25 protein-coding genes and 1 tRNA gene are annotated in these 23,890 nt (G+C 62.2%); 17 read left to right on the top strand and 9 right to left on the bottom strand.

All coding sequences use genetic code 11. From position 1 onward, the window contains the following. Window positions 1-82: 82 nt before the first annotated feature. Window positions 83-568, bottom strand: a complete 486-nt coding sequence (locus tag AYJ54_RS45010; protein WP_063708900.1) for an outer membrane protein assembly factor BamE — start codon at window positions 566-568, stop codon at window positions 83-85. 98 nt (window positions 569-666) lie between these two features. On the opposite strand from AYJ54_RS45010, the gene AYJ54_RS45005 reads away from it, so the two are divergent. From AYJ54_RS45005 to AYJ54_RS44975, 7 genes are all read left to right on the top strand, one after another. After that, window positions 667-1,218, top strand: coding sequence for a ubiquinol-cytochrome C chaperone family protein (locus AYJ54_RS45005; RefSeq protein WP_063708899.1), 552 nt, complete (start codon window positions 667-669; stop codon window positions 1,216-1,218). Then, a complete protein-coding gene (locus AYJ54_RS45000; protein ID WP_063708898.1) occupies window positions 1,215-1,784 on the top strand; it encodes a YceD family protein in 570 nt (189 codons plus the stop codon). Before AYJ54_RS45005 ends, AYJ54_RS45000 begins: the two co-directional genes overlap by 4 nt. A 298-nt stretch (window positions 1,785-2,082) precedes the next feature. Next, complete coding sequence (gene plsX, locus AYJ54_RS44995) at window positions 2,083-3,144, top strand: phosphate acyltransferase PlsX (RefSeq protein WP_063708897.1); 1,062 nt, start codon at window positions 2,083-2,085, stop codon at window positions 3,142-3,144. Then, entirely contained in the window at window positions 3,141-4,121 is a 981-nt protein-coding gene (locus AYJ54_RS44990) for a beta-ketoacyl-ACP synthase III (protein ID WP_063708896.1), read from the top strand. The genes plsX and AYJ54_RS44990 overlap by 4 nt, the downstream gene beginning before the upstream one ends. A 131-nt stretch (window positions 4,122-4,252) precedes the next feature. Then, the gene (locus tag AYJ54_RS44985; protein ID WP_063708895.1) at window positions 4,253-4,594 is read left to right on the top strand and encodes an integration host factor subunit alpha; all 342 of its coding nucleotides are present in this window, start codon (window positions 4,253-4,255) and stop codon (window positions 4,592-4,594) included. Between the two features lie 24 nt (window positions 4,595-4,618). Next, entirely contained in the window at window positions 4,619-5,191 is a 573-nt protein-coding gene (locus AYJ54_RS44980; RefSeq protein ID WP_063708894.1) for a MerR family transcriptional regulator, read from the top strand. Window positions 5,192-5,309: 118 nt separating this feature from the next. Continuing rightward, window positions 5,310-5,387: transfer RNA gene (locus AYJ54_RS44975), tRNA-Pro, on the top strand. 322 nt (window positions 5,388-5,709) lie between these two features. Here AYJ54_RS44975 and AYJ54_RS44970 read toward each other — a convergent pair. Next, the gene (locus AYJ54_RS44970; RefSeq protein WP_161491952.1) at window positions 5,710-6,624 is read right to left on the bottom strand and encodes a DUF2971 domain-containing protein; all 915 of its coding nucleotides are present in this window, start codon (window positions 6,622-6,624) and stop codon (window positions 5,710-5,712) included. Window positions 6,625-6,747: 123 nt separating this feature from the next. Next, on the bottom strand, window positions 6,748-9,276 hold the full coding sequence (locus AYJ54_RS44965) for a hypothetical protein (protein WP_063708892.1): 2,529 nt from the start codon (window positions 9,274-9,276) through the stop codon (window positions 6,748-6,750). A gap of 314 nt (window positions 9,277-9,590) precedes the next feature. Between AYJ54_RS44965 and AYJ54_RS51650 the strand changes: the two genes are divergently transcribed. Continuing rightward, window positions 9,591-9,728 carry a hypothetical protein gene (locus AYJ54_RS51650; protein WP_201724338.1) on the top strand — a complete coding sequence of 46 codons (138 nt, stop codon included), beginning with the start codon at window positions 9,591-9,593 and terminating at the stop codon, window positions 9,726-9,728. A 24-nt stretch (window positions 9,729-9,752) separates the two neighbouring features. Here the strand turns inward: AYJ54_RS51650 and AYJ54_RS44960 are convergent, their stop codons facing one another. Next, window positions 9,753-10,373 (bottom strand): TetR/AcrR family transcriptional regulator, encoded by a 621-nt coding sequence (locus AYJ54_RS44960; RefSeq protein WP_063708973.1) that lies wholly within the window; start codon window positions 10,371-10,373, stop codon window positions 9,753-9,755. Between the two features lie 45 nt (window positions 10,374-10,418). On the opposite strand from AYJ54_RS44960, the gene AYJ54_RS44955 reads away from it, so the two are divergent. Continuing rightward, complete coding sequence (locus tag AYJ54_RS44955) at window positions 10,419-10,874, top strand: alpha/beta hydrolase fold domain-containing protein (RefSeq protein WP_245329336.1); 456 nt, start codon at window positions 10,419-10,421, stop codon at window positions 10,872-10,874. Window positions 10,875-11,060: 186 nt separating this feature from the next. Here the strand turns inward: AYJ54_RS44955 and AYJ54_RS44950 are convergent, their stop codons facing one another. Continuing rightward, window positions 11,061-11,228 carry a hypothetical protein gene (locus AYJ54_RS44950; protein ID WP_245329335.1) on the bottom strand — a complete coding sequence of 56 codons (168 nt, stop codon included), beginning with the start codon at window positions 11,226-11,228 and terminating at the stop codon, window positions 11,061-11,063. Window positions 11,229-11,611: 383 nt separating this feature from the next. Here AYJ54_RS44950 and AYJ54_RS44945 point away from each other — a divergent pair, with 383 nt between their 5' ends. The 3 genes from AYJ54_RS44945 (at window position 11,612) to AYJ54_RS44935 (ending at window position 15,010) form a co-directional block, all read left to right on the top strand. After that, window positions 11,612-12,520 (top strand): dihydrodipicolinate synthase family protein, encoded by a 909-nt coding sequence (locus AYJ54_RS44945; RefSeq protein WP_063708890.1) that lies wholly within the window; start codon window positions 11,612-11,614, stop codon window positions 12,518-12,520. Window positions 12,521-12,671: 151 nt separating this feature from the next. Then, window positions 12,672-13,643 carry an SDR family NAD(P)-dependent oxidoreductase gene (locus tag AYJ54_RS44940; protein WP_063708889.1) on the top strand — a complete coding sequence of 324 codons (972 nt, stop codon included), beginning with the start codon at window positions 12,672-12,674 and terminating at the stop codon, window positions 13,641-13,643. A gap of 251 nt (window positions 13,644-13,894) precedes the next feature. Continuing rightward, complete coding sequence (locus tag AYJ54_RS44935) at window positions 13,895-15,010, top strand: alpha/beta hydrolase family protein (RefSeq protein WP_063708888.1); 1,116 nt, start codon at window positions 13,895-13,897, stop codon at window positions 15,008-15,010. A gap of 16 nt (window positions 15,011-15,026) precedes the next feature. Here AYJ54_RS44935 and AYJ54_RS44930 read toward each other — a convergent pair whose 3' ends face one another. Continuing rightward, window positions 15,027-15,533 carry a MarR family winged helix-turn-helix transcriptional regulator gene (locus AYJ54_RS44930; protein ID WP_063708887.1) on the bottom strand — a complete coding sequence of 169 codons (507 nt, stop codon included), beginning with the start codon at window positions 15,531-15,533 and terminating at the stop codon, window positions 15,027-15,029. 402 nt (window positions 15,534-15,935) lie between these two features. Between AYJ54_RS44930 and AYJ54_RS44925 the strand changes: the two genes are divergently transcribed. Then, complete coding sequence (locus AYJ54_RS44925) at window positions 15,936-17,492, top strand: porin (protein WP_063708886.1); 1,557 nt, start codon at window positions 15,936-15,938, stop codon at window positions 17,490-17,492. Between the two features lie 271 nt (window positions 17,493-17,763). Here the strand turns inward: AYJ54_RS44925 and AYJ54_RS44920 are convergent, their stop codons facing one another. The 3 genes from AYJ54_RS44920 to AYJ54_RS44910 all read right to left on the bottom strand — a co-directional run bounded on the left by AYJ54_RS44920 (window position 17,764) and on the right by AYJ54_RS44910 (window position 19,656). Further along, window positions 17,764-18,243 (bottom strand): GcrA family cell cycle regulator, encoded by a 480-nt coding sequence (locus tag AYJ54_RS44920; RefSeq protein ID WP_063708885.1) that lies wholly within the window; start codon window positions 18,241-18,243, stop codon window positions 17,764-17,766. Window positions 18,244-18,316: 73 nt separating this feature from the next. Next, the gene (locus AYJ54_RS44915) at window positions 18,317-18,514 is read right to left on the bottom strand and encodes a hypothetical protein (protein WP_024341172.1); all 198 of its coding nucleotides are present in this window, start codon (window positions 18,512-18,514) and stop codon (window positions 18,317-18,319) included. A 200-nt stretch (window positions 18,515-18,714) separates the two neighbouring features. After that, window positions 18,715-19,656, bottom strand: coding sequence for an acetamidase/formamidase family protein (locus AYJ54_RS44910; RefSeq protein WP_063708884.1), 942 nt, complete (start codon window positions 19,654-19,656; stop codon window positions 18,715-18,717). Between the two features lie 177 nt (window positions 19,657-19,833). Between AYJ54_RS44910 and AYJ54_RS44905 the strand changes: the two genes are divergently transcribed. Genes AYJ54_RS44905 through AYJ54_RS44890 form a run of 4 tightly spaced genes read left to right on the top strand, consistent with a single transcriptional unit; the run spans window position 19,834 to window position 23,834 of the window. Beyond that, complete coding sequence (locus tag AYJ54_RS44905) at window positions 19,834-20,601, top strand: YdcF family protein (protein WP_063708883.1); 768 nt, start codon at window positions 19,834-19,836, stop codon at window positions 20,599-20,601. 54 nt (window positions 20,602-20,655) lie between these two features. Then, the gene (locus AYJ54_RS44900) at window positions 20,656-21,438 is read left to right on the top strand and encodes a DUF169 domain-containing protein (RefSeq protein ID WP_063708882.1); all 783 of its coding nucleotides are present in this window, start codon (window positions 20,656-20,658) and stop codon (window positions 21,436-21,438) included. Window positions 21,439-21,449: 11 nt separating this feature from the next. After that, the gene (locus tag AYJ54_RS44895) at window positions 21,450-22,628 is read left to right on the top strand and encodes a saccharopine dehydrogenase family protein (protein WP_063708881.1); all 1,179 of its coding nucleotides are present in this window, start codon (window positions 21,450-21,452) and stop codon (window positions 22,626-22,628) included. Between the two features lie 30 nt (window positions 22,629-22,658). Then, on the top strand, window positions 22,659-23,834 hold the full coding sequence (locus tag AYJ54_RS44890; RefSeq protein WP_063708880.1) for a saccharopine dehydrogenase family protein: 1,176 nt from the start codon (window positions 22,659-22,661) through the stop codon (window positions 23,832-23,834). Window positions 23,835-23,890 lie beyond the last annotated feature (56 nt).

The raw sequence follows: 23,890 nt of genomic DNA, 5'->3' as shown, positions 1-23,890 counted from the left end.
AGGGAGCGTAGGGAACCCGGCGCGCAACGGCAAGTCGCAACGGGCGGCACGACGCCGCAGGCCAAAATCTAGGCCCGAGATCTCAGTTGAAGCTGAGCAGCTTGAAGATCGGCGTGAGGTAGCTCATCTCCTGGCCCGACGTCGGCGTGGTGCGGCTGATGAAGTCGAAGATCTTGCCGTCCTGCAGGCCGTAATTCGCAAGCCGGCGCACGCGCCGGTTCTTGTCGAAGTAGACCGCGATCACGCGCTGGTCGACGACCCTCTGGTTCATGAAGGCGACCATGCGCTCCGAGCGCTGGGAGATATAGTAGAACACCTCACCGTCGAGGGTGGCGACCGTCGAGGGCGTCCCCATCACGATCAGCACCTGGTCCTGGCTGGCGCCGATCGGAATCTGCTCGAGCGCGCCGGGCGGCAGGATATAGCCCTTCTGGAATTGCTCACCGGTGCAGCCCGAAAGCGCCGCGCCGACGAGGGCCGCGGCCGCGAACAGGCGAAGCGCGCGCCAGCGCGTGTGAAAGCCGCGCGGCTTACTTGCGCGCAGGCGGGTCTGGTTCGTTATCGTCATTGCGGAACTGATTCCGTCCCCTTGCGTCGCGCGAGGCGCTGAAGTACCGGGCGGAGGCTGCAATTGCAACACACGCGCGCCCGCTTGCGGAACCCACAATGGTTTGGCCGTTCAATCACTTCAGGAAACCCCAGCGAGCCCCGCGCGGCACCATTGAAGCCATCTATGGCATGATCGTGACGCAGGCGCGAGAACCCATATTTTACCGGGAGTTGGGCGTGCCCGACACGGTTAACGGCCGATTCGACCTGCTGCTGCTGCATTTATGTCTGTTGCTGCGGCGTCTGCGGGCCGCCCAGGGCGGCGCCGAGCTGTCGCAGGCCCTGTTCGACCGCTTCTGCGAGGATATGGACGACAATCTGCGCGAGATGGGCGTCGGCGACCAGACTGTCCCGAAGCGGATGCGTGCCTTCGGCGAGGCTTTTTATGGCCGCGCCCAGGCCTATGACCAGGCGATCGATGGAGGCGGCGAGGCGCTGGCATCAGCGATCTGCAAGAATATCTTGAATGGCACCGGGATGGATCAGGCGCGCCAGCTCGCGGTTTACGCCCAGGCAACAGAGGTTGATCTCAGCCGGACCGACGAGGGCGCGCTGTTGCGGGCGTCCTTCGGCTTTCCACCACCGCTTCGGGAGGATGTAACGCAATGAGCCGACCGAACGCCGGATCCGGGCCCGACCCCTGGCGCGGGCCCGTCATCGTCGCGCAAATTCCCGACACCGGCCTCTACCGCGAGCTGGAGGCCTCAGCCGCAGAGCGGCGCGCCATGGCCGATCTCGCAGGCCTGCGCGACATCCTGTCGGCCCAGGCCGATTTCGACCTGACACCGAAGAGCGGCGGCCGGGTCCACGTCACGGGGCATGTCCGCGCGAGGATCGGCCAGACCTGCGTGGTGACGCTCGACCCGATCGAGAACGAGATCGATGAGGATATCGACCTGATGTTCGCGCCCGAGGCCGAGGCGCGGCGGCTGGCCGACCTGATCGAGGAGGGGCAGGACAGCGAGGAGCCCCCGGAGGTTGCCGATCCACCGGAGGCGATCATCAATGGGATCATCGACCTCGGCCGGCTCGCCACTGACGCGCTGTTCCTGGCGATCGATCCCTATCCGCGCAAACCGGGCGCGGTGTTCGAGGCCGATGTCACCGCTCCCGATCCGGAGGACCATCCGTTCGCGGCTCTGAAAGCGCTTCAGGAGGGGAAAAAAGGGCAATAGGGACGCCTGCCGGGCCGCACAGCCTTGCCATCCGGCGTGAGGCGATTGTAGGGACGGTTTGAGATGTCGGTTTATCTAGCTGATCTTTCTATTGTTTCTTTGGGTTTCTGAGTTCGCGGCCGGGTCGTCCGGGATACAAAAGACTGGGGGCAAGAGGTTGTTTCAGGATGACAAAACGCTATTGTCGCGGCCCGGTCCGGGTGCGGCGTGGCGCTTGACCGATCGCCATCTTCGTGGCGAACCCATTTCGCTGCCCCGCTAGCTCAAGACCGCACGAGACCAGGGTTCCAGGACGTTTATGCCAAGCAAGGTTCGTATTGCGCTTGACGCCATGGGGGGCGATGTCGGTGCCCCTGTGGTCATTCCAGGCGCTGCCATCTCGCTCGGCAGGCATCGCGAGACCGAGTTCCTGCTGTTCGGGGACCGCGCCAAGATCGAGCCCGAGCTCGACAGGCATCCTGAGCTCAAGGCCGCCTCCCGAATCATTCACACCGACGTCGCTGTCAGCATGGAGGACAAGCCGAGCCAGGCGCTGCGGCGCGGCCGCAAGACCTCCTCGATGTGGCTCGCCATAGACGCGGTCAAGAAGGGTGAGGCGGATGTCGCGATTTCCGCGGGCAATACCGGTGCGCTGATGGCGATGTCGCGCTTCAACCTGCGCACGCTGCCGGGCATCGACCGTCCGGCGCTTGCCGCGATATGGCCGACCATGCGCGGTGATTCCGTCGTGCTCGATCTCGGCGCCAGCATCGGTGGCGATGCGCGGCATCTGGTGGCGCTCGCGGTGATGGGCGCCTCCATGGCGAGCGTGCTGTTCGACAAGCCGCGCCCCACGGTCGGCCTGCTCAATATCGGGGTCGAGGAGATCAAGGGGCACGAGGAGATCCGCGAGGCCGGCGAGATGCTGCGCGCGATGAACCTGCCGCAGCTCGACTATATCGGCTTCGTCGAGGGCGACGGCATCGGCAAGGGACTGGCCGACGTGATCGTCACCGAGGGCTACAGCGGCAATATCGCGCTCAAGGCCACCGAGGGAACCGCGCGCCAGATTTCGGAATATCTCCGCAACGAGATGCGGCGAAGCTGGATGAACAAGCTCGGCTATCTCTTTGCCCGCAGCGCCTTCCGGACCCTGCGCGACAAGATGGATCCGAACAAATCCAACGGCGGCGTGTTCCTTGGATTGAAAGGCGTGGTGGTCAAGAGCCATGGTGGAACCAACGCCGAAGGCTTTGCCTATGCAATCGATGTTGGCTATGAGATGGTCAAATTCGATCTCCTGAACAAGATCAATCAGATGCTTAACCGCGACGGGGGTGCGCTGGTGTCAGTGCCAACCGAGCCGGAGGATGTTTCGTGACTCAAATTCGTTCGGTCGTGCTGGGCTGCGGCGCGTATCTGCCGGAGCAGGTCGTGACCAATGCGCAATTGGCCGCGCGCATCGACACGTCCGACGAGTGGATCGTGCAGCGCACCGGCATTCGCGAGCGGCACATTGCAGCCGACGGCGAATTCACCTCGCATCTCGCGATCAGGGCGGCGCAGGCCGCGCTCACTGACGCCGGCGTGGACGCGCAATCGATCGAGCTGATCGTGCTGGCGACCTCGACGCCGGACAACACCTTCCCGGCGACCGCGGTTGCCGTGCAGCACGGACTCGGCATCAACCATGGCGCCGCCTTCGACCTGCAGGCGGTCTGCTCCGGCTTCGTGTTCGCGCTCGCCACCGCAGACAACTTCCTGCGCACCGGCGCCTACAAGCGCGCGCTGGTGATCGGGGCGGAGACCTTCTCGCGCATCCTCGACTGGAACGACCGCGGCACCTGCGTTCTGTTCGGCGACGGCGCCGGCGCGGTCGTGCTGGAGGCGCAGGAGCAGCCGGGCAAGGCTGCGACCGACCGCGGCGTCCTGACCACGCATCTGCGCTCGGACGGCCGGCACAAGGCAAAGCTCTTCGTCGACGGCGGTCCGTCCTCGACCCAGACAGTGGGTCATCTGCGCATGGAGGGCCGCGAGGTCTTCAAGCATGCGGTCGGTATGATCACCGACGTGATCGTCGATGCCTTCGAGGCCACCGGGCTCAATGCCGATGACATCAACTGGTTCGTGCCTCACCAGGCCAACAAGCGAATCATCGACGCTTCCGCGCACAAGCTTCATATCGCACCGCAGAAAGTGGTGCTGACGGTCGACCGTCACGGCAACACCTCCGCTGCGTCCATCCCGCTGGCGCTGTCGGTGGCGCGGAAGGACGGCCGCATCAAGCGCGGCGATCTGGTTCTGCTGGAAGCGATGGGTGGCGGCTTCACCTGGGGTTCTGCGCTCGTGCGCTGGTAGCCACACTCAATAAAATTTTGCCCGAATCATCTCCGATTATCGATGCGTCTGCATTGATGAGCGGTGTTGACCGGCGTATCGTAACCTCATAATTTTAGACAACAATTGTTCGCCGTGATCGGGGCAGGGCGATGACCGAGACTAGCAAAACCGTAACGCGTGTTGATCTCTGCGAGGCCGTCTATCAGAAGGTCGGCCTGTCGCGCACGGAGTCGTCTGCGTTCGTGGAACTCGTGCTGAAGGAGATCACCGACTGCCTGGAGCGGGGCGAGACGGTGAAGCTGTCCTCGTTCGGTTCCTTCATGGTGCGTAAGAAGGGCCAGCGTATCGGCCGTAATCCGAAGACCGGCACCGAAGTGCCGATCTCGCCGCGCCGGGTGATGGTGTTCAAGCCGTCCGCGATCCTGAAGCAGCGGATCAACTCCCAGCACCACGGCAATGGCGATGCCACGAAGGCTCAACCGGAGGCTTAATCGCCAGCTCGGAGGATTTTGCATTTGGACAAGGCGCCGGATGCGTTCCGCACCATCAGCGAAGTAGCCCAGGAACTCGACATTCCGCAGCACGTGCTGCGTTTCTGGGAGACGCGCTTCTCGCAGATCAAGCCGATGAAGCGCAGCGGTGGCCGCCGCTATTACCGCCCCGACGACGTCGACCTGCTCAAGGGCATCCGCCGGCTCCTGTACGGGGAGGGCTACACCATCCGCGGGGTGCAGCGGATACTCAAAGAGCATGGCGTCAAGTCGGTGCAGGGGCTGGCCGACAGCTCGGCCGCGGTGTCGTTCGGGGCGATCGAGGACGCCATCGGCCAGAGCCTGATGGAGCCCGAGGACGAGGCGCCGATTCGGGGCGTCGCCGACACCGACGATGACGACTACCAGGGCGAGGAGGAGGAAGGCATCGACTTCCGCTTCGCGGAGATCGACGACGAGGAGATCCTCACCACCTTCCGCAAGGGCGGCACCGAGCGGGCCGGCCACAGCGCCGCCGACCGGGAGCGCCTGGAGCGGGTGCTCAGCGACCTCGTCGCCTGCCGGGAATTGCTCGACCAGGCGCTGAAGGACGGCTGAGGACGGTCCGCCGTCCTTGCCGCCATGCCGGCGGGCTGTTCCGGGGCCATGGGGCGGACAGCAAAATGGCACGGCTCGCCTTGCGCAAAGCGGCGATCCTAGCTAATGGAACGACATTCGGAGCGTGGCGCAGCCCGGTTAGCGCACTAGTCTGGGAGACTAGGGGTCGGAGGTTCAAATCCTCTCGCTCCGACCAAATTCATCAATAAAATCAAAGATATTTTTGGGCGGTTGGTTTGCAGCCAACCGCCTGTTTGCATTTAGTTTGCAATTTTGTTCGGCGACCGTTCTTCCTCCGCGGCCGATTCATCGCTCTGGCAGCCACGTCTTGGCGGTCCCGACAACTCTGAACTCTGCTCTTTCTGACCCCGTTCGGAAGAGTGCAGCGAAAAAGACGACGCAAAAACTAAAGCCACCGCGCGAAAAGAACCGGCTAATCTCAACAAATTTGCCGTGAGGAGAAAGGGCGTGGATCATACCGCGCCCTTTGTTTTTGCCGCGAATCGCTGCGTCTTTTCCTATCTAAGCGGCGCACTCGATTCGATTAGCTGGTCAAGTCGCACCCGATAGCGTCTAGAGACGGCCCACATTGCATCATGCCGCTCAGTTGGGTCAGCTCCCGGCCCAATGACGCAGCTCCGAAGGCATATATCGCGCTGCTCGATGAATGTGTTGCGGTGCTTCGATGTACCGTTGTCCAATTTGACTTTTACGATTGGAACAATCTGGTCATCTCGCACCACGAAATCGGTTCGATCTTGCAACGGTGACAGTGGATGCGAATGTAGCCGCCATTCGCGCTCTTCTGAAAAGGACGGGTGCTTGATGATCGCTGACTTCTCAGCAATCCTCTTCATTGCGGGCGCGAACAGAATGTCTATTTTCTCGCGATCCTCGTCCGGATCGAGGTCTGGATCATATTTGCTGACCAAATCCTGAATGACGGGCAGAAGTATATCCCGCTGCTCCTCATATTTGTACTTGACCGGCTGGAGCAAAAAGTGCTGCGTCGCCGCGACCGTCTGAAGACTCTTGAGCGAAAAGCCTAGGGCATACCCAAACTTGCCGGTATAGCCGCGCCATTGGCTCAGCAAATCTTCCGCTTCCGAAAAGCAGGCCGCATAAACCTTTGCATGCTGGTAACGGGCAAGCTGCTCGGTCAACTCGCTGAGAAAGTTGTTTCGGAAGCTATCGGCGCTCTTTCGCAATTCGCTATAGGCGATGCTCTTAGCGAGGCTATGAGCGTATTTCCCTTCAACTCGATCATTCATATGGCTGGCAAGCGTGCACCACATCTCACCGCTCTGCAGGATACCAAGCGCCCCAGCCGCCCTAGTGTAGTGGAAGATAATGGGTTCTCCCGCATTAGCGGTTGAGCTTGAGAAAAACTGATTGTTCTCGCCATATGGCAGTTCAATAACCGTCCTGACCACGGCCCCTCGCATTTCATGATTCTCTAGACGCTATATCACCGGGCTCAATCATCCGGGATTGGTTTGCAGCGAAAGTAAAAAGCGGAATGAATTTCGCTTCGGTACGATCCACAGGTAGCTCGGCTAGACGGCTTGGTTTCCATCGGTGTTGATTGGGAGTGCTGCTCCTGTCCCTGCGCGCTTGCCCGCTGCCCGCCGGGCCGGGCGTTTGTTCCAGTACGCTCTGCGCACCTCTTGGAAGGATGGCATACCGAGGTAAATCTGCTGTGTCGCATCTGCAAAACTTGAGAGTGTGCGGGTATGCTCAAACGCTTCAAACTTGGCGTGGATGCCTCCCAATTTCTTCCACGTATAGCCGACGCTCAAGTCCATCATCAATTCGTGAGCCGTGAGGAGAAGGACAGGATTTGTCGGCTGCCCATAATCATTTACTCGCCGGCCCCAATTAACGAAGCTCCTCAGTACTGCTTTTTCGGCGCTGGTGAAGTGGTCGCGCAATACGGCGAGCACGATAACGGCGTCCGGTAACTTGCTCGCAACCATTTTGAGCTTCGCAAGTTCGCTTGCAGTGATGAGTTCGCCCTTACCGAGCGATTTAGCTTCACCGAGTACCAATTGGGGAGGGCGATGCGTGTCGTGCATCCGCTCATCTCCATACCAAGCAAGAAAGTCGACTTCTCGCTCAACTCCATCGAAGCCAAGGTTCATGGCCGTCGAGTAAGTCATGCGGTCCGATGACGTTCGATGCCGACTCAAAGTTCTTAGTGCCAGAAGGGCACTGTACGATCCTCTGCCGAAGTCGGGCACCGAGAATGGGCCCACCACGCGATAGGTCCAGTTGCGATTTTGTTCTCGCAAGTCGGCCTGCGGAAATTCATAAGGCTTAAGGCACCGCTCGCACATGACTTGATAGTCGATCGTCGACAAAGTGTTCCAGTTTGTGGCCCTGCAGTGGGGGCAATCAGTTTCCAAGCCGAGCCGAATTACGTTCCGCTCAGTAAACTGCGCTAGTACTGATTGGCGCCGCGCCCATGGTTCTCGTCGCCGAGCGGCTAAGTCCATCCAGTCCTTTAGTGTTGCCGTCCTGAGCCCAAAGTTCTCCTCAATGGTTTCATCCGCATTGCGCTTGCGCCGAAGCCCACCAGCCATTTTATTTAGGAGCTTTAGCGTGTCGAGGTCGGCAAGCAAACCTATGCCGTGGAGTCCACCTAGGTGCTCTAACATTTGCTTCGCAATGTGCCCCGGCTCGGAGAGGGTCGCCCTGATGCCAAGTCGGTCTAAAGAGCCGATCACGGCCTGCTCCGAGGTCAGAAGCGAAACGAACTGGCTGGCATCGGTGTAGCGCTGGGGGTACACCCAACCTTCGCCCCCAACTGCAATCTGTTCGCCCCCAAGCCCTAGGCTCGGCCATTTGCGGTCGAAAGTATTGAACGGCAAGACTTGCGCAATTCTATCTTGCCCAAAGGTAGACACTCGAAGTGTATTGACCCAACGGCAATCACTTCGTGCAAATTGGCTAGCGAACTCTGGCTGCACCACCTCGAAGGTGGTCCTTAACTTCGACCCGTCATCTGTCACAGCTAAAGTGACCTGCCGTTTCTTTGCCGCAACTTTCATCCGCCCGTCGCGGAGCACGAGGTCATCTCGTTGCTCCGTCCACACAGAGTTACGCCAGTGTTTGACGATTAATGCGCCCTCCGGAAGTCCACTGGGTAGCTTGTTGATCAGAGCTTCCGCGTCCGACTTCTCTATTGACCTGCCAAATTCAATAGTAGCGTTGTGCATTACCCCGTTTGGATTTCCAATGACGGGACGGTGCTCGGACTTGAGCAGTTCACATATATCCGCCGCCAGCACTTCAAACCATTCAACAGGGACGGGGATGACGGGGTGAGGTTCGATTCTAAGATTCCAAAGGTCGATCAAGTCGGTTGCGCGCGCCGCATCAAAAACGAACAAAACTAAATCGTGATGCCAGTACCGAGTTGTCTCCACACCATGCCCTGTTACACGCAATGGCACAGCCGCGCCGTTGAGGAATGTACGTCTCCAGGCGTCGGGAGTAGCCTCTATAACGGTAGGCTTCAAAACGTCGGCATAGGCAGCCTGTATGTAGTTTAGATCAGTAGCGGTAGGGAAAACCCCAAATACAGCCTCAGCTAGCGCATTGCCACGCTGTGGTTTGACTAGAATGCTCTCCTGCTTCTCACGAAGTACGAACTTCTGCTCCGTTCGATAGATGTGAGTGAGAACATCGTGAATGTTGAGCCCAAACGCAGGTTCAGAGTAGGTCTGGCCGCCCTCCGGTTTGAACAGCTCGGCTAAGGTGATCACTTGCGTGTGGAGGCCGTGCTCTTGTCGAAGAGCGAAGAGACCTGCCTTTTCGAGCAATCCTGCCGTCGCTTCGACATACACGTCCGGTTCAAAAAACTTGACGTAACCTTTCGCGATTGCTGATCCTTTGGAGCGCTCGTAAGGCGATTTCCATTCCGGCGGCGGACGGTCGAAAACCGGAATGATCGGATTGAACAGACCTCCCCACAGGCACGTGCACATCCGCATGATCTTGCGAACGGAGGTAAGGTCGGTTGGATGGACAAGAAAACCTATCCGAGTGGGTCGGAGCTGAATTTCTGCTGATAGATCGGGCATATACAGGCAATTTCGGACGGACGCAGGGAATCATCCCGCGATAGTTGCACGCAAGGCGGGCGTTGACTGCGAGTTTCACTGGCTTTCCGCAATATTCACATAGATCTGAGCGGAGACGGATGCCGAGCGAGCAGTGATGCTACGCATCCTGGGAATCCAACTCCGGCCGAAGCGACCTACCCCCTGGGGCCGTTTGTGGTTGTCGGAGAAGCGGGCCAGGTCGTCCGGCAGCATAGCTCCGCAGTTCACGAAATCTCCCCTGGCTAGACTTTTTGTTCTCGGTATGTTCTATTCCTTGTCCTTGGAGGTGCCTCATGGACATCGAGAAACAGCGTGAAGTGATCCGGCTCTGGAATCAGCTCAGGAAGGTCGAGGGCCCGGCGGCGGAAGAGCTCCGCATCCAGATACTCGAGTGCTTTGCGGAGCGCGGCAAGACGAAGCGAGCAGCTTGAGCAACTCGGCCGGGGAATCGGCGGTTACCGCAGATACCCCACGACCATCCGCGTCGTCTCATCAACGAGGGTCCTGACCATCTTGTCCGACAGCGTGTCGGCCTGGTTCAGGACCGCGTTGTGCGCGACCGCCTCGATCGCGCTGACGCAGGCGAAGGCCGCGAGCTCCGGATCGATCTTGCGCAGCTCGCTGCGGCTCTCGAGATAGGCACGGACGAGCGATAGGATCTCGCGGTTGAAGGCCTCGACATCCTTGAGCTGTCCCGTCCGCGGGATCTGCTCGGCGAGGACGGGATGCAGCTTCGGGTCGATCCGATGCGCTTCGATCGCGACGGCAACGAGCCTGCGCACCGCCTTCTCGATCGGCAACTCGATCGTTTCCGCGAGCGCGGCGCGGACAACCCGCATGATCTCCTGATTGTGACGATCGATCACGGCGGCGACCAGCGCCTCCTTGCTCGGAAAATACTGGTAGAGCGAGCCGACGCTCACGCCCGCCAGCTCGGCGATCCGGTTGGTGCTGGCCTTCTCAAAACCTTCCCGGACCAGAATGCGAGCGGTTGCCTCGATCAGCGCGTCGACGGTCGCGCGTGATCGGTTTTGCGAGGCATTTTTCCGGGGGTTCGTGAGCGGCTTGCGCGCCATGTCCTGCGGTCCGAATGCGAGTATGCGGGACCTGCCAAGGTCACGGTGGTCGGCAATTCCGCCGGCGCGGGACTGGCGCTGGCGGCGTGCCAGTGGCTGCGCGATCGCGGACATCGCCAGCCGAATGCGATGGTGCTGATCTCGCCGGCCGCCGATGCGTCGATCAGTCGCCCGGAGCAGGTGGCGATTGCGGCGCGCGATCCCATCCAGGACATTCCGGGGATCATCGAGGCAGCGCGCCTCTATGCCGGCGAGCTCGATGTCGGCCATCCCTTCGTCAGCCCGCTGAACGGCGGCTTCCGTTCGCTCGCGCCGATGATCATCTCCTCCGGAACGCGCGATCTGCTCTATCCCGACAGCGTGGACATCGCCGCAAGGGCGAAGGCGGTAGGGGTACCGGCGGAGCTGCACCTGTTGCGTGACCAGCCGCACAATTATGCGCTGATGCCGACGCCCGAAGGCCGACAGGCGCGCAAGATCATTCTGCGCGCGGTGGCCTAGCGGCCGGCGCGACCGTCGTCAGGCGAGAAGCGGTTTTTTGGATAATGTGTGATGTGACGGCGTCGAAACCAGCGCGCTGGCGGCGGGGTGGGGCCGTCTCTGCCTGTCGCCTTGAAGTCCTCTTGAAGTCCCCCTGAAGTCCCCTTGGGGCGTTTCCTCTACGACCCGGATTCTTGCGGGCCTGCTTTACGCGTGGCCCTTGATCTCGTAGTGGCCGGGCACGCATTTGTAGCGCTCGATGCGCCAGTTGACGTGATAGATCGGATGCTCGCCCATCCATTTCGCAAGGCCTACCTGTGCGCCGACCGCGCACTGCATCATCGAAATCTCGGGCGTCATGTTGCTATCGGTCACGATTTCCTCGACGCAGCTGCCTGAGGCAGCCCCGCCAAGTCGGCAGAGTACGGCTACGACGGTCACAAACATGCATGTCACCTCTCTGGTTGTTTCAGTCCACCAGGAAGATGCAAGCGGAGTGCCACAGCCTGCGCCTGCGATGACAGGGCGGCCATGCAGACTTGAGCCAGCGTCCAGCCCCATTTGACGATTCGGACTGTAAAAAAATGCCTCTCAACCCGAAGCCGGACAAATACGGGGAACCAACAGGGATGAATGATCGTGCGGGCAGTGTCGCGGCGGCGTCTCTTCCTGGGTACCCTGACGGCGACTAGGCTCGGTGCTTGCGGGCCCAAAAGAGTGGGGGCGCCACGAATGATCAGGAAACGCGAGGGCCGAACATGAAGGTACGTCCGACCGGCGTGATCCCGCCGATGACAACGCCGTTCCGAAAAGACGGCGAGATCGACTACAAGCTCGTCGCGCCCCAGGTCGACTGGATGATCGGCGCCGGCGCGCATGGCGTCGCCGCCGGCGGCTCGACCGGCGAGGGGCATACGCTCGATCACGAGGAATATCGCGAGCTGATGGCCACGACGGTGGAGGCGGTGAGGGGGCGCATTCCCGTCATCGCCGGCATCATCGTGGACTCCACGCGCGATGCCATCCGTCGCGGCAAGCTGGTGCGCGACATGAACGTCGCGGCGCTCCAGGTGACACCGGTGCATTACCTCTTCAGGCCGGACGACGAGGCGATGGTCGCGCATTTCCGCGCGATGGCGGATGAGACCGGCATGCCCATCATCATCTACAACGTCGTGCCGTGGTCCTATCTGTCGCCGGCGCTGCTGACGCGGATCATGACCGAGGTGCCACTGGTCGTCGGCGTCAAGCAGAGCGCGGGCGACCTGAAACTGTTTGCCGACCTCATGATGATGGCGCCGGATAAGCTGATCTACAGCGCGGTCGATGCGCTGATGTATCCCTCCTACACGCTCGGCGCCCATGGCTCGATCGCCGCGATCCTGACCGCAGCTCCCCATGCCTCGGTCGCGCTTTGGGACGCGGTGAAGGCGGGCGATCATCCGCGCGCGCTCGAGCTGCACAAGAAGTTGCTGACGCTGCGGAATGCGATCATCGCCGACAATCTGCCGGCCTGCACGCGCTATGCGCAGACGCTCCAGGGCTTGCCAAGAACCTGGCCGCGCGCGCCGATGCCGGAAGCCTCGCCCGCGCAGCAGGCCGCGATCCGCAAGGCGATCGACGGCCTCGGCGTGTCCATTGCAGGCCGTGTCGCCGCGGCGGAATAATCCGCGGCTCGAAATAACCAACGTCCTGGCGCAGCGCCGATCCGCTTTTACCTGCGGATGCGGCGCTGCTACATTTTGCAGATGGTCCGCACGGCTCGTGCAGGCGAACGAGGACGAAGAAACACACCGACAAGGGAGGGACAGACGTCCCATGAAGGATTTTGCAGGAAAGATCGCCGTCATCACCGGGGGTGGGACGGGAATGGGGCGCGAGCTCGCGCGCCAGCTCGTTGCCGAGGGCTGCAACGTCGCGATGTGCGACGTCTCCGAAGCGGCGATGGCCGAGACCAAACGGCTCTGCGAGGTCGAGAAGCTGCCGCAGGGCTTGCGCGTCACCACGCACGTCGCCGACGTTTCGATCGAGGATCATCTCAAGCGCTTTCGCGACGAGCTCGCGGAGCAGCAGACGACGGACAAGATCCATCTCCTGTTCAACAATGCCGGCATCGGCGGCGGCGGCAGCCTGTTCACCAACACGCGCGAGCAGTGGGAGCGCACCTTCAACATCTGCTGGGGCGGCGTCTATCTGGGGGTGCGCACTTTCCTGCCGATGCTGGTCAAGGCGGACGAGGCGCATATCATCAACACCGCGAGCGTCAACGGCTTCTGGGCCTCGATCGGCATGAACCAGGCGCACACGGCCTACAGCTCGGCGAAGTTCGCGGTGAAGGGGTTTACCGAGGCGCTGATCAACGATCTCCGCCTGCACGCCCCGCACGTCAAATGCTCGGTGGTGATGCCGGGGCACATCGGCACCTCGATCGTCTCCAATTCGCGCAAGGTGCAGAGCGGCGACGGCTCCGATCGCCTCAACGCCGACGAGGTCGCCTTGACCCGCAAGCGTATGGTCGCGGCCGGCGTGCCAGATGCTGACAAAATGTCGGACGAGGACATCCAGGCGACGTTCGCCGAGCGCGCCCGCAGCTTTCTCGAGGACGCGCCGACCTCGGCAGCGCAGGCCGCGCGAATCATCCTCGACGGGGTAAAGGCCGAGAGGTGGCGCATCCTGGTCGGCGAGGACGCGAAGCGCCTCGACGAACGCGTTCGCGCTACGCCTGAACAAGCCTATGACCGCGCGTTCTACGAAAGCTTTACGCAGGAAGTCGGCTGGCGGCTGGGGTAAGTCGGCCTTGCGAGCTCGCCGCGTGCATAAGTATGATGTCCATCATTGCAAGAGGCGGCCGCAGTCTTATTCACCGTCTCTTGAACACGTTTCGCCTTCGTATGAAGAAACGGAATGTCACGCATGCGACATGATCCGTGCGTTCAAGCGATGGTGATCTCAAACGAGCTTCTATTGAACCGCGCCAGCTTGGTTGTCGAACTAAAATAGTTTAGTCAATCAATCGTAATGCCAGCGATGAAGCGCTCACGATGATTCCCGCATGCCTCTCCGACGACTGGACCCTTTGGCCGGAGAGGGAGGACCTTTCCGCCGAATTCACGCGGCTGCTCACCGCGGCGCAGGAGGGTGGGGCCACCATCGCCGAATGCCTGCTGATCGCGCGGCGACTGCGGCAGGGCGATGAACTGTCGTGGCATCGCGAGTGGAAGAAGCTCGCGCGGGTCAATCGGCAGCGGGCCGAGGCGGCGTTCACAGAGGGCCACAGGGCGAGCGCGCAACGCAACTGGCTGCGGGCGTTGAACTACTACAGCGCGGCGGCAATGCCGCTCGATCCGGCCGACGATCGTCGATGGGTGGCGGTGCTCGCGATGCAGGAATGCGCCCGCCGCTTCCTTGCGGCGCGCGATCCGGCCGGCGAGGTCGTTACGCTGCCCTGGGTGGATGGGCATTCGTTGCAGGGCTATTTCCTGCCGGCGCCGTCGGCGAAGGGGCCGACGCCCACCGTGATCTGCATCGGCGAGCCCGGCCATCGCAAGGAAGAATTCCTGTTCAAGCTTGCGCCGCATGCGCGCGAACGCGGATTGTCGCTGCTTGCGATCGATCTCTTCGGCGAGCAGCGCGACGACTATCTGGACGAGCTGCTGCGGCGCCGTGACCTGGAGAACTCGATCGCCAGCGTCATGGACTATCTTGGGACGCGCGGCGACGTCGATTTCGGCCGTGTCGCGATTGTCGCCGACGGCTGGGGCTCCTCCTTCGTGGCGCGCGCGGTTTTGCAGGAGCCGCGGCTTGCTGCAGCCGTCTGCGACGGCGGCCTCTGGGACCTTCACGAACGCGCGTTCATGGCCAGCCGCTTCGCGATGAGCGACGTCAGCATCGTTCCGGTGCCGCATTCGCCGCTGATGGCCAGCAACCTCGACTGTCCGGTGCTCATTACCATCGGCGACGAGGGCTGGTTGAAGCCGGCCCGGGCACGCCAGATCGTGCGGCAATCCCGGTCCGGGATGCAGGATATCATGCTGAAGGTGTTCTCCTCGGAAGAGACCGGCGCGGCTCAGGCCCATGCCGACAATCCGACGCTGGCCAACGAGTACATCTTCGATTGGCTCGAAGCGCGACTCGGGCTGGCCGGCCGGCGCATCTGAAGCGCCGGCTGCGACCTCAGAGGTCGTGGGAGATCCGGACGCAGGCCTTCTCGAGCCGCATCTTCAGCGTCGCGAGCCTGGCGGTGAATTCCGTCAGCTCCTGCTCGTCGAACTCCTGGAAGACGAATTCGCGGATCGTCTTGTATTGCTCGTTGAGGCTGGCGATGTGCTTCTGAGTCTTCTCCACCAGCGACAGCCGAACCACCCGGGCATCGGTCGGAGACGGCCGGCGGCGCAACAGACCCTTCTTTTCAAGGAGCTTGGACTGGGTGGTGACGAAGGATGGATCGACGTGGAGCAGTTTCGAGACCACGTTGACGGGGACGCCGTCATCCTTGTCCAGGTCGGAGATGGCCATCAGGATCAGCCATTGAGGTCCGCTGATGCCGAGTGTCCTCGCCCAGAACTGCCGCAGCTCCTCGAGGTACATGTTGATCGACGATATCTCCCAGGTGAAGCGCCTGATGATATCCAGATTTCCGATGGAGCGCAGGCGCGCTCCCTCCTTCCTCGTCGCGGACACAGCGTCACTCCCGTGAACTGATTCTTCTTGCCGGTGTCATCAGTCGCATACTTCACGCAAGTCTGCCCTGACGCAAGTGCAGAGCAAAGTAATTGTGTCACGGAAACTACAAACATGACCAGCTCAGAAGATCGACTCAGGCTGATGTGTTGCCCTGGGGACACAGATTTAGTGAAACCGCAAAGCTGATCTAATAAACTATTTTGATTAACGGAATGGCGCAGGCATATTTGACCTCGACGGTGGGGGGTTCTCAATCGTCCCGTTGCAGGCGGTTCGCTCAAGTCCCTCGCGTTCAAGCGGGTGTGTCCGAAGGCGCGAAGCGGCCGAGCGGTTTTAGAGGCGGGGATCTGGGGGGCCTGACGGTCCAGTCTCCGCAAAATGAGCAACTTGGAGGTTTAAATGAGAGTGGCGAAGAGCCTTTTGCTCGGCACTGCGGCGGGTCTTATCGCCGTCGGCGGAGCTCAGGCGGCTGATCTTCCGGTCAAGGCCAAGGCGGTCGAGTACGTGAAGGTCTGCTCGCTTTACGGCGCGGGCTTCTATTACATCCCGGGCAGCGACACCTGCATCAAGCTGGGCGGCTATCTGCGTGCGGAAGTCGCGCTCAACGCGGGCGGCAACTACAGCGCTCAGTACAACAACGTCTTCGCGGCGAACAACCGCCTGACGAACTACTACTCGATGCGCGCTCGTGAAGATCTCAACATCGACACGCGCACCGCGACCGAGTACGGCGTGGTCCGCACCTATTTCGATGCGGTCTTCACCTGGACGACCGGCAACTATGTCGGCGCCGGCAGCGGAACGGGCGCAACCCAGTACAGCGGCACGCTTGGTCTGAACGCCGCCGGCACCGGTTTGATCGGTTCGAGCAGCGGCGCCGTTAACGGCACCGACGGCAATCTCTCGGGTGGCGCGCTCGGCGTGTACTACGCCTTCATCCAGTTCGCCGGCTTCACGATGGGTAAGTCGGTGTCGCAGTTCGACGCGCCCTGGATCAACTATCCCGGCAACAACTTCGACCAGCTGGTCGGCGGCAGCGGCTCGACCAACGGCGTCAACCAGTTCACCTACACGTTCGATTTCGGCCAAGGCGTGACGGCGGCGATCTCGGCGCAGGACCAGACTCAGGTTTATCAGACCGCCATCTGGAACACCGCCGGCATGTCCACCACGGGCGTCCTCGGCGGCGCTTACGGCTCGAACAACCTCGGCGGCAGCACGTCTCCGGACATCGTCGGCATGGTCCGTGTCGACCAGGCCTGGGGCCTGTTCCAGGCGTCGGTCGCGGCGCACGACAACCACGTCGCCTACTATGGTGCGTCCGAGGCCACCGGTCATCCTGAAGACAAATGGGGCTGGGCCGTCCAGCTCGCTCTGTCGATCAAGAACATTCCGACCGGCGCTGGCGACGTGATCAACATCTCGGGCGTCTACACCGAGGGCGCGAGCCGCTACAACTTCCAGGAGCTGGCGGCGACCAGCTACTCGATGTTCGGCAGCTCGAGCAACGCGTATCAGAGCATCGGCTTCGCCGGCGTGTCGGACGCGGTGTTCGGTCCGGGCGGCAACCTCGAGCTGACCAAGACCTACGGCTTCCGCGGTGCTTACACCCACAACTGGAATCCGTACTGGAACACGGCGCTCTACGGTGCGTGGGCTGCTGTCAACTACAGCGGTACGGCGAAGAGCCTGATCTGCGGCAGCGCGGCGTTCGCCACGCTGACCGGCACTTGCAACCCGGACTTCAACATCGGCCAGGTGGGTGTCATCACCCGCTGGACGCCGGTGAAGGGTCTGACCTTCTCGGCTGACTTCACCTACAGCCACCTCGACCAGAAGTACTCGGGCGTGATCACGACGCCGGCGCTGACGACCGTTGCCAAGCCCGCGGCCGCGTACGAGCTGAAGGACCAGGACACCTACAGCCTCCTGCTGCGCGCCCAGCGCAACTGGTAAGTTCGGATCTTTCGGATCTGACGGAGCCCCGGCGGGAAACCGCCGGGGCTTTTCCTAAAGGGAGAGGCGTTCGGAAAATCCGGCACCCGCTCTACGCAAACGACGAAGACGAGCTATGCGATTCGATCGTCGCCAAACTTATTTACTTACCTGAGTTACTAAGCTATATAGTCCTCAGCCGATTACGAAAGTCACGGCTCTTAGCTTGATGCTAAGCCTCCAGAAACCTCCGGCAATGCCCTGCCGGAGGTTTTTAGTTTTGGAGATGGCCTCAGCCGCGCATGATGCGCGCGCGCGAATTCGGCCGGTAGGCGAGGCGGCTGTGGCCGGCGCAATAGGGCTGGCCGTCGGGCGAGGCGTTGCCGCAGAAGCAGAAATCCTCCGCGCCCGGCGTCGAGATCGGCCAGCGGCATCGGTTCTCGGCGAGCTCCATCAGCGAGCAGCGGTTGGTCTCGTCGATCGGCTCGGAGATCGCGGGTGGTTCGGATTCGCCGTAGATCGTTGCGAGCATCTCATATTGCAGCCGTGGCATCGCCTTCCGTGCGCGCGCCGGTGCAGAGCTCCGGTCCTGGAGCCTGCGTTCGTCGCTCGTCCTGCCACGCGTGAGATTGAGCCGGGACAGCTTGCCGATCACCGCATTGCGGCTGACGCCGATGTCGGCGGCGATCTCGCGGCAGGAGAGGCCGGCCTCGAAGTATTGTTTCAGGAGAGCAATTCGTTGGTCGGTCCAGGTCGGTGAAGGAGCAGGCATCGGTGACGGTCCCAGGTTGCAGATGATCGCCGGCCACCTTCCAAGATCCGTCCGCTTCCCTCGTTCCTGCGCCTCACGTCCTGCCATTGTCGCGGATCGACAGAAGCCCGTCCTTGATGGCGAGACGGATGCCTTCCTCGATCAATGTCCGCGCGACGCCGGGAACGCTCGTGCCGTGGGTGCCCTGTCTCACCAGTTTTTCGAGATACGCGATGGTCGAGAGCGCCAAGGTTACGGGAATGCGGTCAGTCTCGGCTTTTTCGGTGGCCATGGCCGGAACGCTAGCCTCTTACTCGGGTACATAAAAGTAACGATTAAGACTCTATTTAGGTTCGGCCGAGAGTCAAATCCGAATCGCAACGGAGCAGGAGGCCATTGGAATCGCTAGAAAAAATCCCACGCGGCAGCGGGCCGCACCGAGGTACCGGGCGGCCGACAAGCGGGATCGTTAGGAAGGGAGGCGGGGCGGGCCTAGCCGTGGACGACCGACTTGGCGATCATGCAGTGGATGCCCTTGCAGCCGTTGACGGTCTGCGTCACACGCAAATCGGCGGCCAGGCTGCACAGGGTGTAGGCATCCTCGCGCGACAGGTTACGCTTCTCGCCGAGCAACGTGATCATGTCGCGCAGCGCCCGCACCACGCACTGGTCGAGGTCGGGGTCCATCGCCATGGTCATGTAGTGTGACGGCGTCTCGGCGCGCGGGTAGGCGAGCTTCATGTCCTTGCGCAGCGTGAGGCGGAAGCGGCCTTGCAGCGCGGTCTCGATCGCAGTGACGCAGACCTCTCCGTCGCCCTGCACGCCGTGGCCGTCGCCGCAGGAGAACAGCGCGCCCGGCACGAACACCGGCAAATAGAGCGTTGCGCCCGGGACGAGCTCCTTGTTGTCGAGATTGCCACCCATCGCGCGAGGAATCAGCGAGGAGATGCGGCCCCAGGCGGCCGGCGGCGCCACGCCCATCACGCCGAAAAACGGCTTGAGCGGCAGGTCGAGACCCCAGGGCAGGCGGCCGACCATGCGCGTCCGGTCCAGCGGAATGTTCAGGATGCGCGTCTCATGGAAATCGTCGGGCAAGGTGCCGGACAGTGGCTTGATCAGATTGTAGCCCCAGTCCTGCCGCAGCTGGACGTCGAGGATCTGGACCTCGAGCACGTCGCCAGGCTCGGCGCCATCGACCGCGATCGGGCCGGTGAGGATATGGCCGGGCAGCATGCGCTCGGATTTTGCGTGCACCTCGAACAGTTCGGGCGGAATGTGAAAGCGGCTGCGGTCGGGCACCACGTCCGGTCCGCCGCTGATGGTGTCGACCGTCACCTCGTCACCGCTTTGGATCGTCAGCACCGGCCTGAGCTTGGCCTCGAAGAAGCCCCAGTGGCAGGTTTCGGCACTCGCATGCAGGTGGTGATGGGTCATTTGCCGCGTCCGGTGGTTTTCATCAGAACTCGTCCATACCGGGCTTGACCCGGCAATCGATCCTCTTCCAAGAAGATTTCTGAAGATGGATGGGCGGGTCAAGCCCGCGCGTGACCTTTCGATCATTCCAGCGAGGCTCCCCTGTTTTTCGTCCTGTCCAAGACGCTCGGCGTCGCATTGCTGCCGATCAACTTCATCGTCGAGGTCGGAATCCTGTCGGTAGTTCTGATGGCGACACGCTTTGCGGCACTCGGCCGCAAGCTCGCCGTCACCACGCTTGTTCTGCTGGCGCTCGCCACTTTCTCGCCACTCGGCTTTCTCCTGCTTTATCCGCTGGAGTCGCGTTTTCCGCCGTGGGATCCGTCGCGGGGCGCGCCAGACGGCATCATCGTGCTCGGCGGTTCGGTCGACCCGGACCTGTCCGCGGCGCATCATATGCCGGTCGTTCGCCATGCGGCCGATCGCATGCTGGCGCCGGCCGAACTGGCGCGGCGCTACCCGAATGCACGCATCGTCTTTACCGGAGGCAGTGCCGACCTCATTTCAACCGATGACAAGGAGGCCGACTGGTCCGGCATCGTCCTGGAGAATACCGGCATCCCCAAAGAGCGTCTGATCATGGAGCGGAACTCGCGCAATACCTATGAGAACGCGCTGTTCACGAAGAAAATGGTCGCGCCGAAGCCCGGCGAGCGGTGGCTCCTGGTCACCTCGGCCTACCACATGCCGCGTTCGATCGGGCTGTTCCGCAAGGTCGGATTTGATGTCGAGGCGTATCCCGTCGACTGGCGGACGGGAGGACGCGAGGATCTCTTCACCTTCACCAACCAGGGCGCCGACGGGCTGAACCGCACCGAAATCGCCGTGCGCGAATGGATCGGCCTCATCGCCTACCGCCTGATGGGCAGGACCGCCGATTTGCTTCCAGGCCCGGCGAAGGACTAGATACGACGACAACACCAAGATCACGGCGCAGGGATCGCCGGTCCGGAGGACGCCATGCAGCGAGAGAGCGCGCAGACAATCGATCTTGCCGGCCTCGTTGCCGATCTCAACAGCCTGTTGCGACTGAAGACGACGGTGATCGGCATGAAGCTGTTCGCACGCGTCGCCGACATGGAGGCGATCCCGAAAATCCGGCGGCCGAACGCGATCCACACCACCGACCAGATCGTCAGCATGGCTGCACGGCTGGGATGGACGGTCGGCATCACCGCCGACGATCTCGTCGGTGCGCAGTGCCGCGCGGTGATTGGCCTTAGCCCCCAGGATGACAAATGGCTCGCCGGCGAGAACTATGTCGGCGTCTGGCACGGCACGGCCGAGGATGCGCGCAAGCGCCAGGAGGCGCTGGACGTGGTGCCGTTCGGCCAGTACGAGGCGCTTGCGGTGAGCCCGCTCGCGAGCGGCCGGCTCGATCCGCCCGATATCTGCCTCGTCTATGCGACACCGGGGCAGATGATCATCCTGATCAACGGGCTGCAATATACCGGCTACAGGAAATTCGAATGGGGCGTGGTCGGCGAGACCGCGTGCGCGGATTCCTGGGGCCGCGCGCTCAAGACCGGCGAACCCAGCCTGTCCTTGCCATGCTATGCCGAACGGCGCTATGGCGGCGTGCCGGACGAGGAGATGCTGATGGCGCTGAAGCCGGAGCATCTCGCCAAGGCGATTGAGGGCATGAAGGCGCTGGCCAAGAACGGCCTGCGCTATCCGATCCCGCCCTATGGTATTCAAAGCGACGTCCGTGCCGGCATGGGCGTGAGTTACGGAAAGAAGTAAAGGGCCGCACCATGAGCTCTGCGAAATTCGACATCGTCGTCTATGGCGCGACCGGTTTCACCGGCCAGCTCGTCGCCGAATATCTGGCGGCGCATTACAAGGATGACAAAGCGCTGAAATGGGCGATGGCCGGGCGCAGCCTCGACAAGCTCAAATCCGTGCGCGATGCGATCGGCGCGCCGAATGACACGCCGCTTATCGTGGCTGATGCGTCCGATGCGGCGTCGCTGAAGGCGATGGTGGAGCGGACGATGTCGGTGATCACGACGGTGGGGCCGTATCAGCTCTACGGTGAGGAATTGCTGGCGGCCTGCGTTGCCACCGGCACGGATTATTTCGATCTCTGCGGCGAGCCGGTCTGGATGCGCCAGATGATTGAGAAGTACGAGGCGGCGGCCAAGGCGAGCGGCGCGCGCATCGTGTTCTCCTGCGGCTTCGATTCCGTGCCGTTCGATCTCGGCGCGTTCTTCGTGCAGGAAGAGGCCAGGCGCGTGTTCGGCGCGCCAGCCGCGCGCGTGAAGGGCCGCGTGCGCGACATGCGCGGCACGCTCTCAGGCGGCACCGCGGCGAGCGCGAAGGCGACCTTCGATGCCGTCGCGAAAGATATCAGCCTTGTCGCGATCCTGAACGATCCGTTCGCGCTGACGCCCGGGTTCACCGGCCCGAAGCAACCTAAGGGCAACAGATCGGTCCTCGAGGAGGATCTGCAATCCTGGGCCGCGCCGTTCATGATGGCACTGATCAACACGCGCAACGTCCATCGCTCCAACATGCTGATGGGCTTTCCCTACGGCAAGGAGTTCGTATACGACGAGATGGTTTTGACCGGTCCCGGCGAGAAGGGCGAGGCCAACGCGAAGCGCGTGATGGCCGCCAACGCCGAGAAGACCGGCCCGAACGCACCGAAGCCGGGCGAGGGGCCCTCGAAGGAAGAGCGGGAGAACGGCCGCTTCGATCTCTTGTATGTCGCGATCGCGCCCGACGGCCGTCAGGTCCGCGCCGGCGTCACCGGCGACCGCGATCCCGGTTACGGCTCGACCTCGAAGATGATCTCCGAATGCGCGATCTGCCTGTTGCGTGACGCGACCGACGTTCCGGCCGGCTTCTGGACGCCGGGCGCAGCGATGCAGCACAAGCTGATCAAGCGGCTGCGGGACCACGCGGGGCTGACGTTCAAGGTGGAAGGCTAAGCTCGAGCGGCCGTGTAGGAAACCCGATCCGTGTCGTCGAAGTTCGACATCGTCGTCTATGGCGCAACCGGATACACCGGCCAGCTCGTCGCCGAGTACCTCGCCGCACAGTACGCGGGCGACAGCGCGCTGACATGGGCGATGGCTGGGCGAAGCCGGGATAAGCTCGCTTCGGTCCGCGGCGCGATTGGCGCACCTGCGGACACGCCGCTCATCGTTGCCGACGCCGCTGACCCTGCGTCGTTGCGGGCGATGGTCGATCAAGCGAAGCTGGTGATCACCACCGTCGGTCCATACCAGCTCTATGGCTCCGATCTGCTCGCCGCCTGCGTCGACACCGGCACTGACTACATGGACCTCTGCGGCGAGCCGATCTGGCTGAAGCAGATGATCGACAGGCACGATGCGGCAGCCAAAGCGAGCGGCGCGCGCATCCTGGTCTCCTGCGGTTTCGACTCGGTGCCGTTCGAGCTCGGTGCGTTCTTCGTGCAGGAGGAAGCCAGGCGCGCGTTTGGTGCGCCGGCACCGCGCGTCAAGGGCCGCGTCCGCGATATCAGCTGGAAGTTCTCCGGCGGCACCTCGGCGAGCGCAAGAGTCACTTTCGAGGCGGTTGCGCAGGACCTCAGCCTGGTGTCGATCCTCAAAAATCCCTTTGCATTCACGCCCGGCTTTGAAGGTCCGAAGCAGCCGCGCGGCAACAAGCCCGTCTTTGAAGAAGACCTGCAATCCTGGGCCGCGCCATTCGCGATGGCCACGCTCAACACGCGCAACGTCCATCGCTCCAACATGCTGATGGGCTTCCCGTATGGCAGGGACTTCGTCTACGACGAGATGGTGCTTACGGGGGCAGGCGAGGAAGGGCAGGCCAACGCGAAGCGCGTGATGGCTGCGAACAGCGAAAAGACCGGCCCCGAAGCGCTCAAGCCCGGCGAGGGCCCGTCAAAGGAAGAGCGCGACAACGGTCATTACGATCTGCTCTATGTTGCGATCGCCCCTGACGGCCGTCAGGCCCGCGCCGCCATCAAGGGCGATCTCGATCCCGGCTACGCTTCAACGGCGAAGATCATCTCCGAGTGCGCCATTTGCCTGCTGCGAGACACACCTGATGTGCCGGGCGGCTTCTGGACCCCCGGCGCAGCGATGCAGCACAAGCTGATCAAGCGGCTGGTCGATCATGCCGGGCTGACGTTCGCGGTGGAGAAGTAGCCGACTGTTTCGCCTCTCCCCGCCTGCGGGGAGAGGCCGACGCGCGGAGCGATGCG

This window comes from Bradyrhizobium centrolobii, from assembly GCF_001641635.1.
Lineage (GTDB): Bacteria > Pseudomonadota > Alphaproteobacteria > Rhizobiales > Xanthobacteraceae > Bradyrhizobium > Bradyrhizobium centrolobii.
Note: the sequence above shows the minus strand (reverse complement) of the source record. Positions and strands in the feature narration are given on the sequence as shown.

Excerpts from the sequence above, each read along its gene's own strand:
- AYJ54_RS44940 (WP_063708889.1), top strand. The coding sequence starts at position 12,672 with ATGAAGGATTTTGCAGGAAAGATCGCCGTCATCACCGGGGGTGGGACG.
- AYJ54_RS44965 (WP_063708892.1), bottom strand. The coding sequence starts at position 9,276 with ATGCCCGATCTATCAGCAGAAATTCAGCTCCGACCCACTCGGATAGGT.
- AYJ54_RS44925 (WP_063708886.1), top strand. The coding sequence starts at position 15,936 with ATGAGAGTGGCGAAGAGCCTTTTGCTCGGCACTGCGGCGGGTCTTATC.
- AYJ54_RS44915 (WP_024341172.1), bottom strand. The coding sequence starts at position 18,514 with ATGGCCACCGAAAAAGCCGAGACTGACCGCATTCCCGTAACCTTGGCG.
- AYJ54_RS44895 (WP_063708881.1), top strand. The coding sequence starts at position 21,450 with ATGAGCTCTGCGAAATTCGACATCGTCGTCTATGGCGCGACCGGTTTC.
- AYJ54_RS44910 (WP_063708884.1), bottom strand. The coding sequence starts at position 19,656 with ATGACCCATCACCACCTGCATGCGAGTGCCGAAACCTGCCACTGGGGC.
- AYJ54_RS45010 (WP_063708900.1), bottom strand. The coding sequence starts at position 568 with ATGACGATAACGAACCAGACCCGCCTGCGCGCAAGTAAGCCGCGCGGC.
- AYJ54_RS44945 (WP_063708890.1), top strand. The coding sequence starts at position 11,612 with ATGAAGGTACGTCCGACCGGCGTGATCCCGCCGATGACAACGCCGTTC.
- AYJ54_RS51650 (WP_201724338.1), top strand. The coding sequence starts at position 9,591 with ATGGACATCGAGAAACAGCGTGAAGTGATCCGGCTCTGGAATCAGCTC.
- AYJ54_RS44960 (WP_063708973.1), bottom strand. The coding sequence starts at position 10,373 with ATGGCGCGCAAGCCGCTCACGAACCCCCGGAAAAATGCCTCGCAAAAC.
- AYJ54_RS44935 (WP_063708888.1), top strand. The coding sequence starts at position 13,895 with ATGATTCCCGCATGCCTCTCCGACGACTGGACCCTTTGGCCGGAGAGG.
- AYJ54_RS45000 (WP_063708898.1), top strand. The coding sequence starts at position 1,215 with ATGAGCCGACCGAACGCCGGATCCGGGCCCGACCCCTGGCGCGGGCCC.
- plsX (WP_063708897.1), top strand. The coding sequence starts at position 2,083 with ATGCCAAGCAAGGTTCGTATTGCGCTTGACGCCATGGGGGGCGATGTC.
- AYJ54_RS44900 (WP_063708882.1), top strand. The coding sequence starts at position 20,656 with ATGCAGCGAGAGAGCGCGCAGACAATCGATCTTGCCGGCCTCGTTGCC.
- AYJ54_RS44985 (WP_063708895.1), top strand. The coding sequence starts at position 4,253 with ATGACCGAGACTAGCAAAACCGTAACGCGTGTTGATCTCTGCGAGGCC.
- AYJ54_RS45005 (WP_063708899.1), top strand. The coding sequence starts at position 667 with ATGGTTTGGCCGTTCAATCACTTCAGGAAACCCCAGCGAGCCCCGCGC.
- AYJ54_RS44920 (WP_063708885.1), bottom strand. The coding sequence starts at position 18,243 with ATGCCTGCTCCTTCACCGACCTGGACCGACCAACGAATTGCTCTCCTG.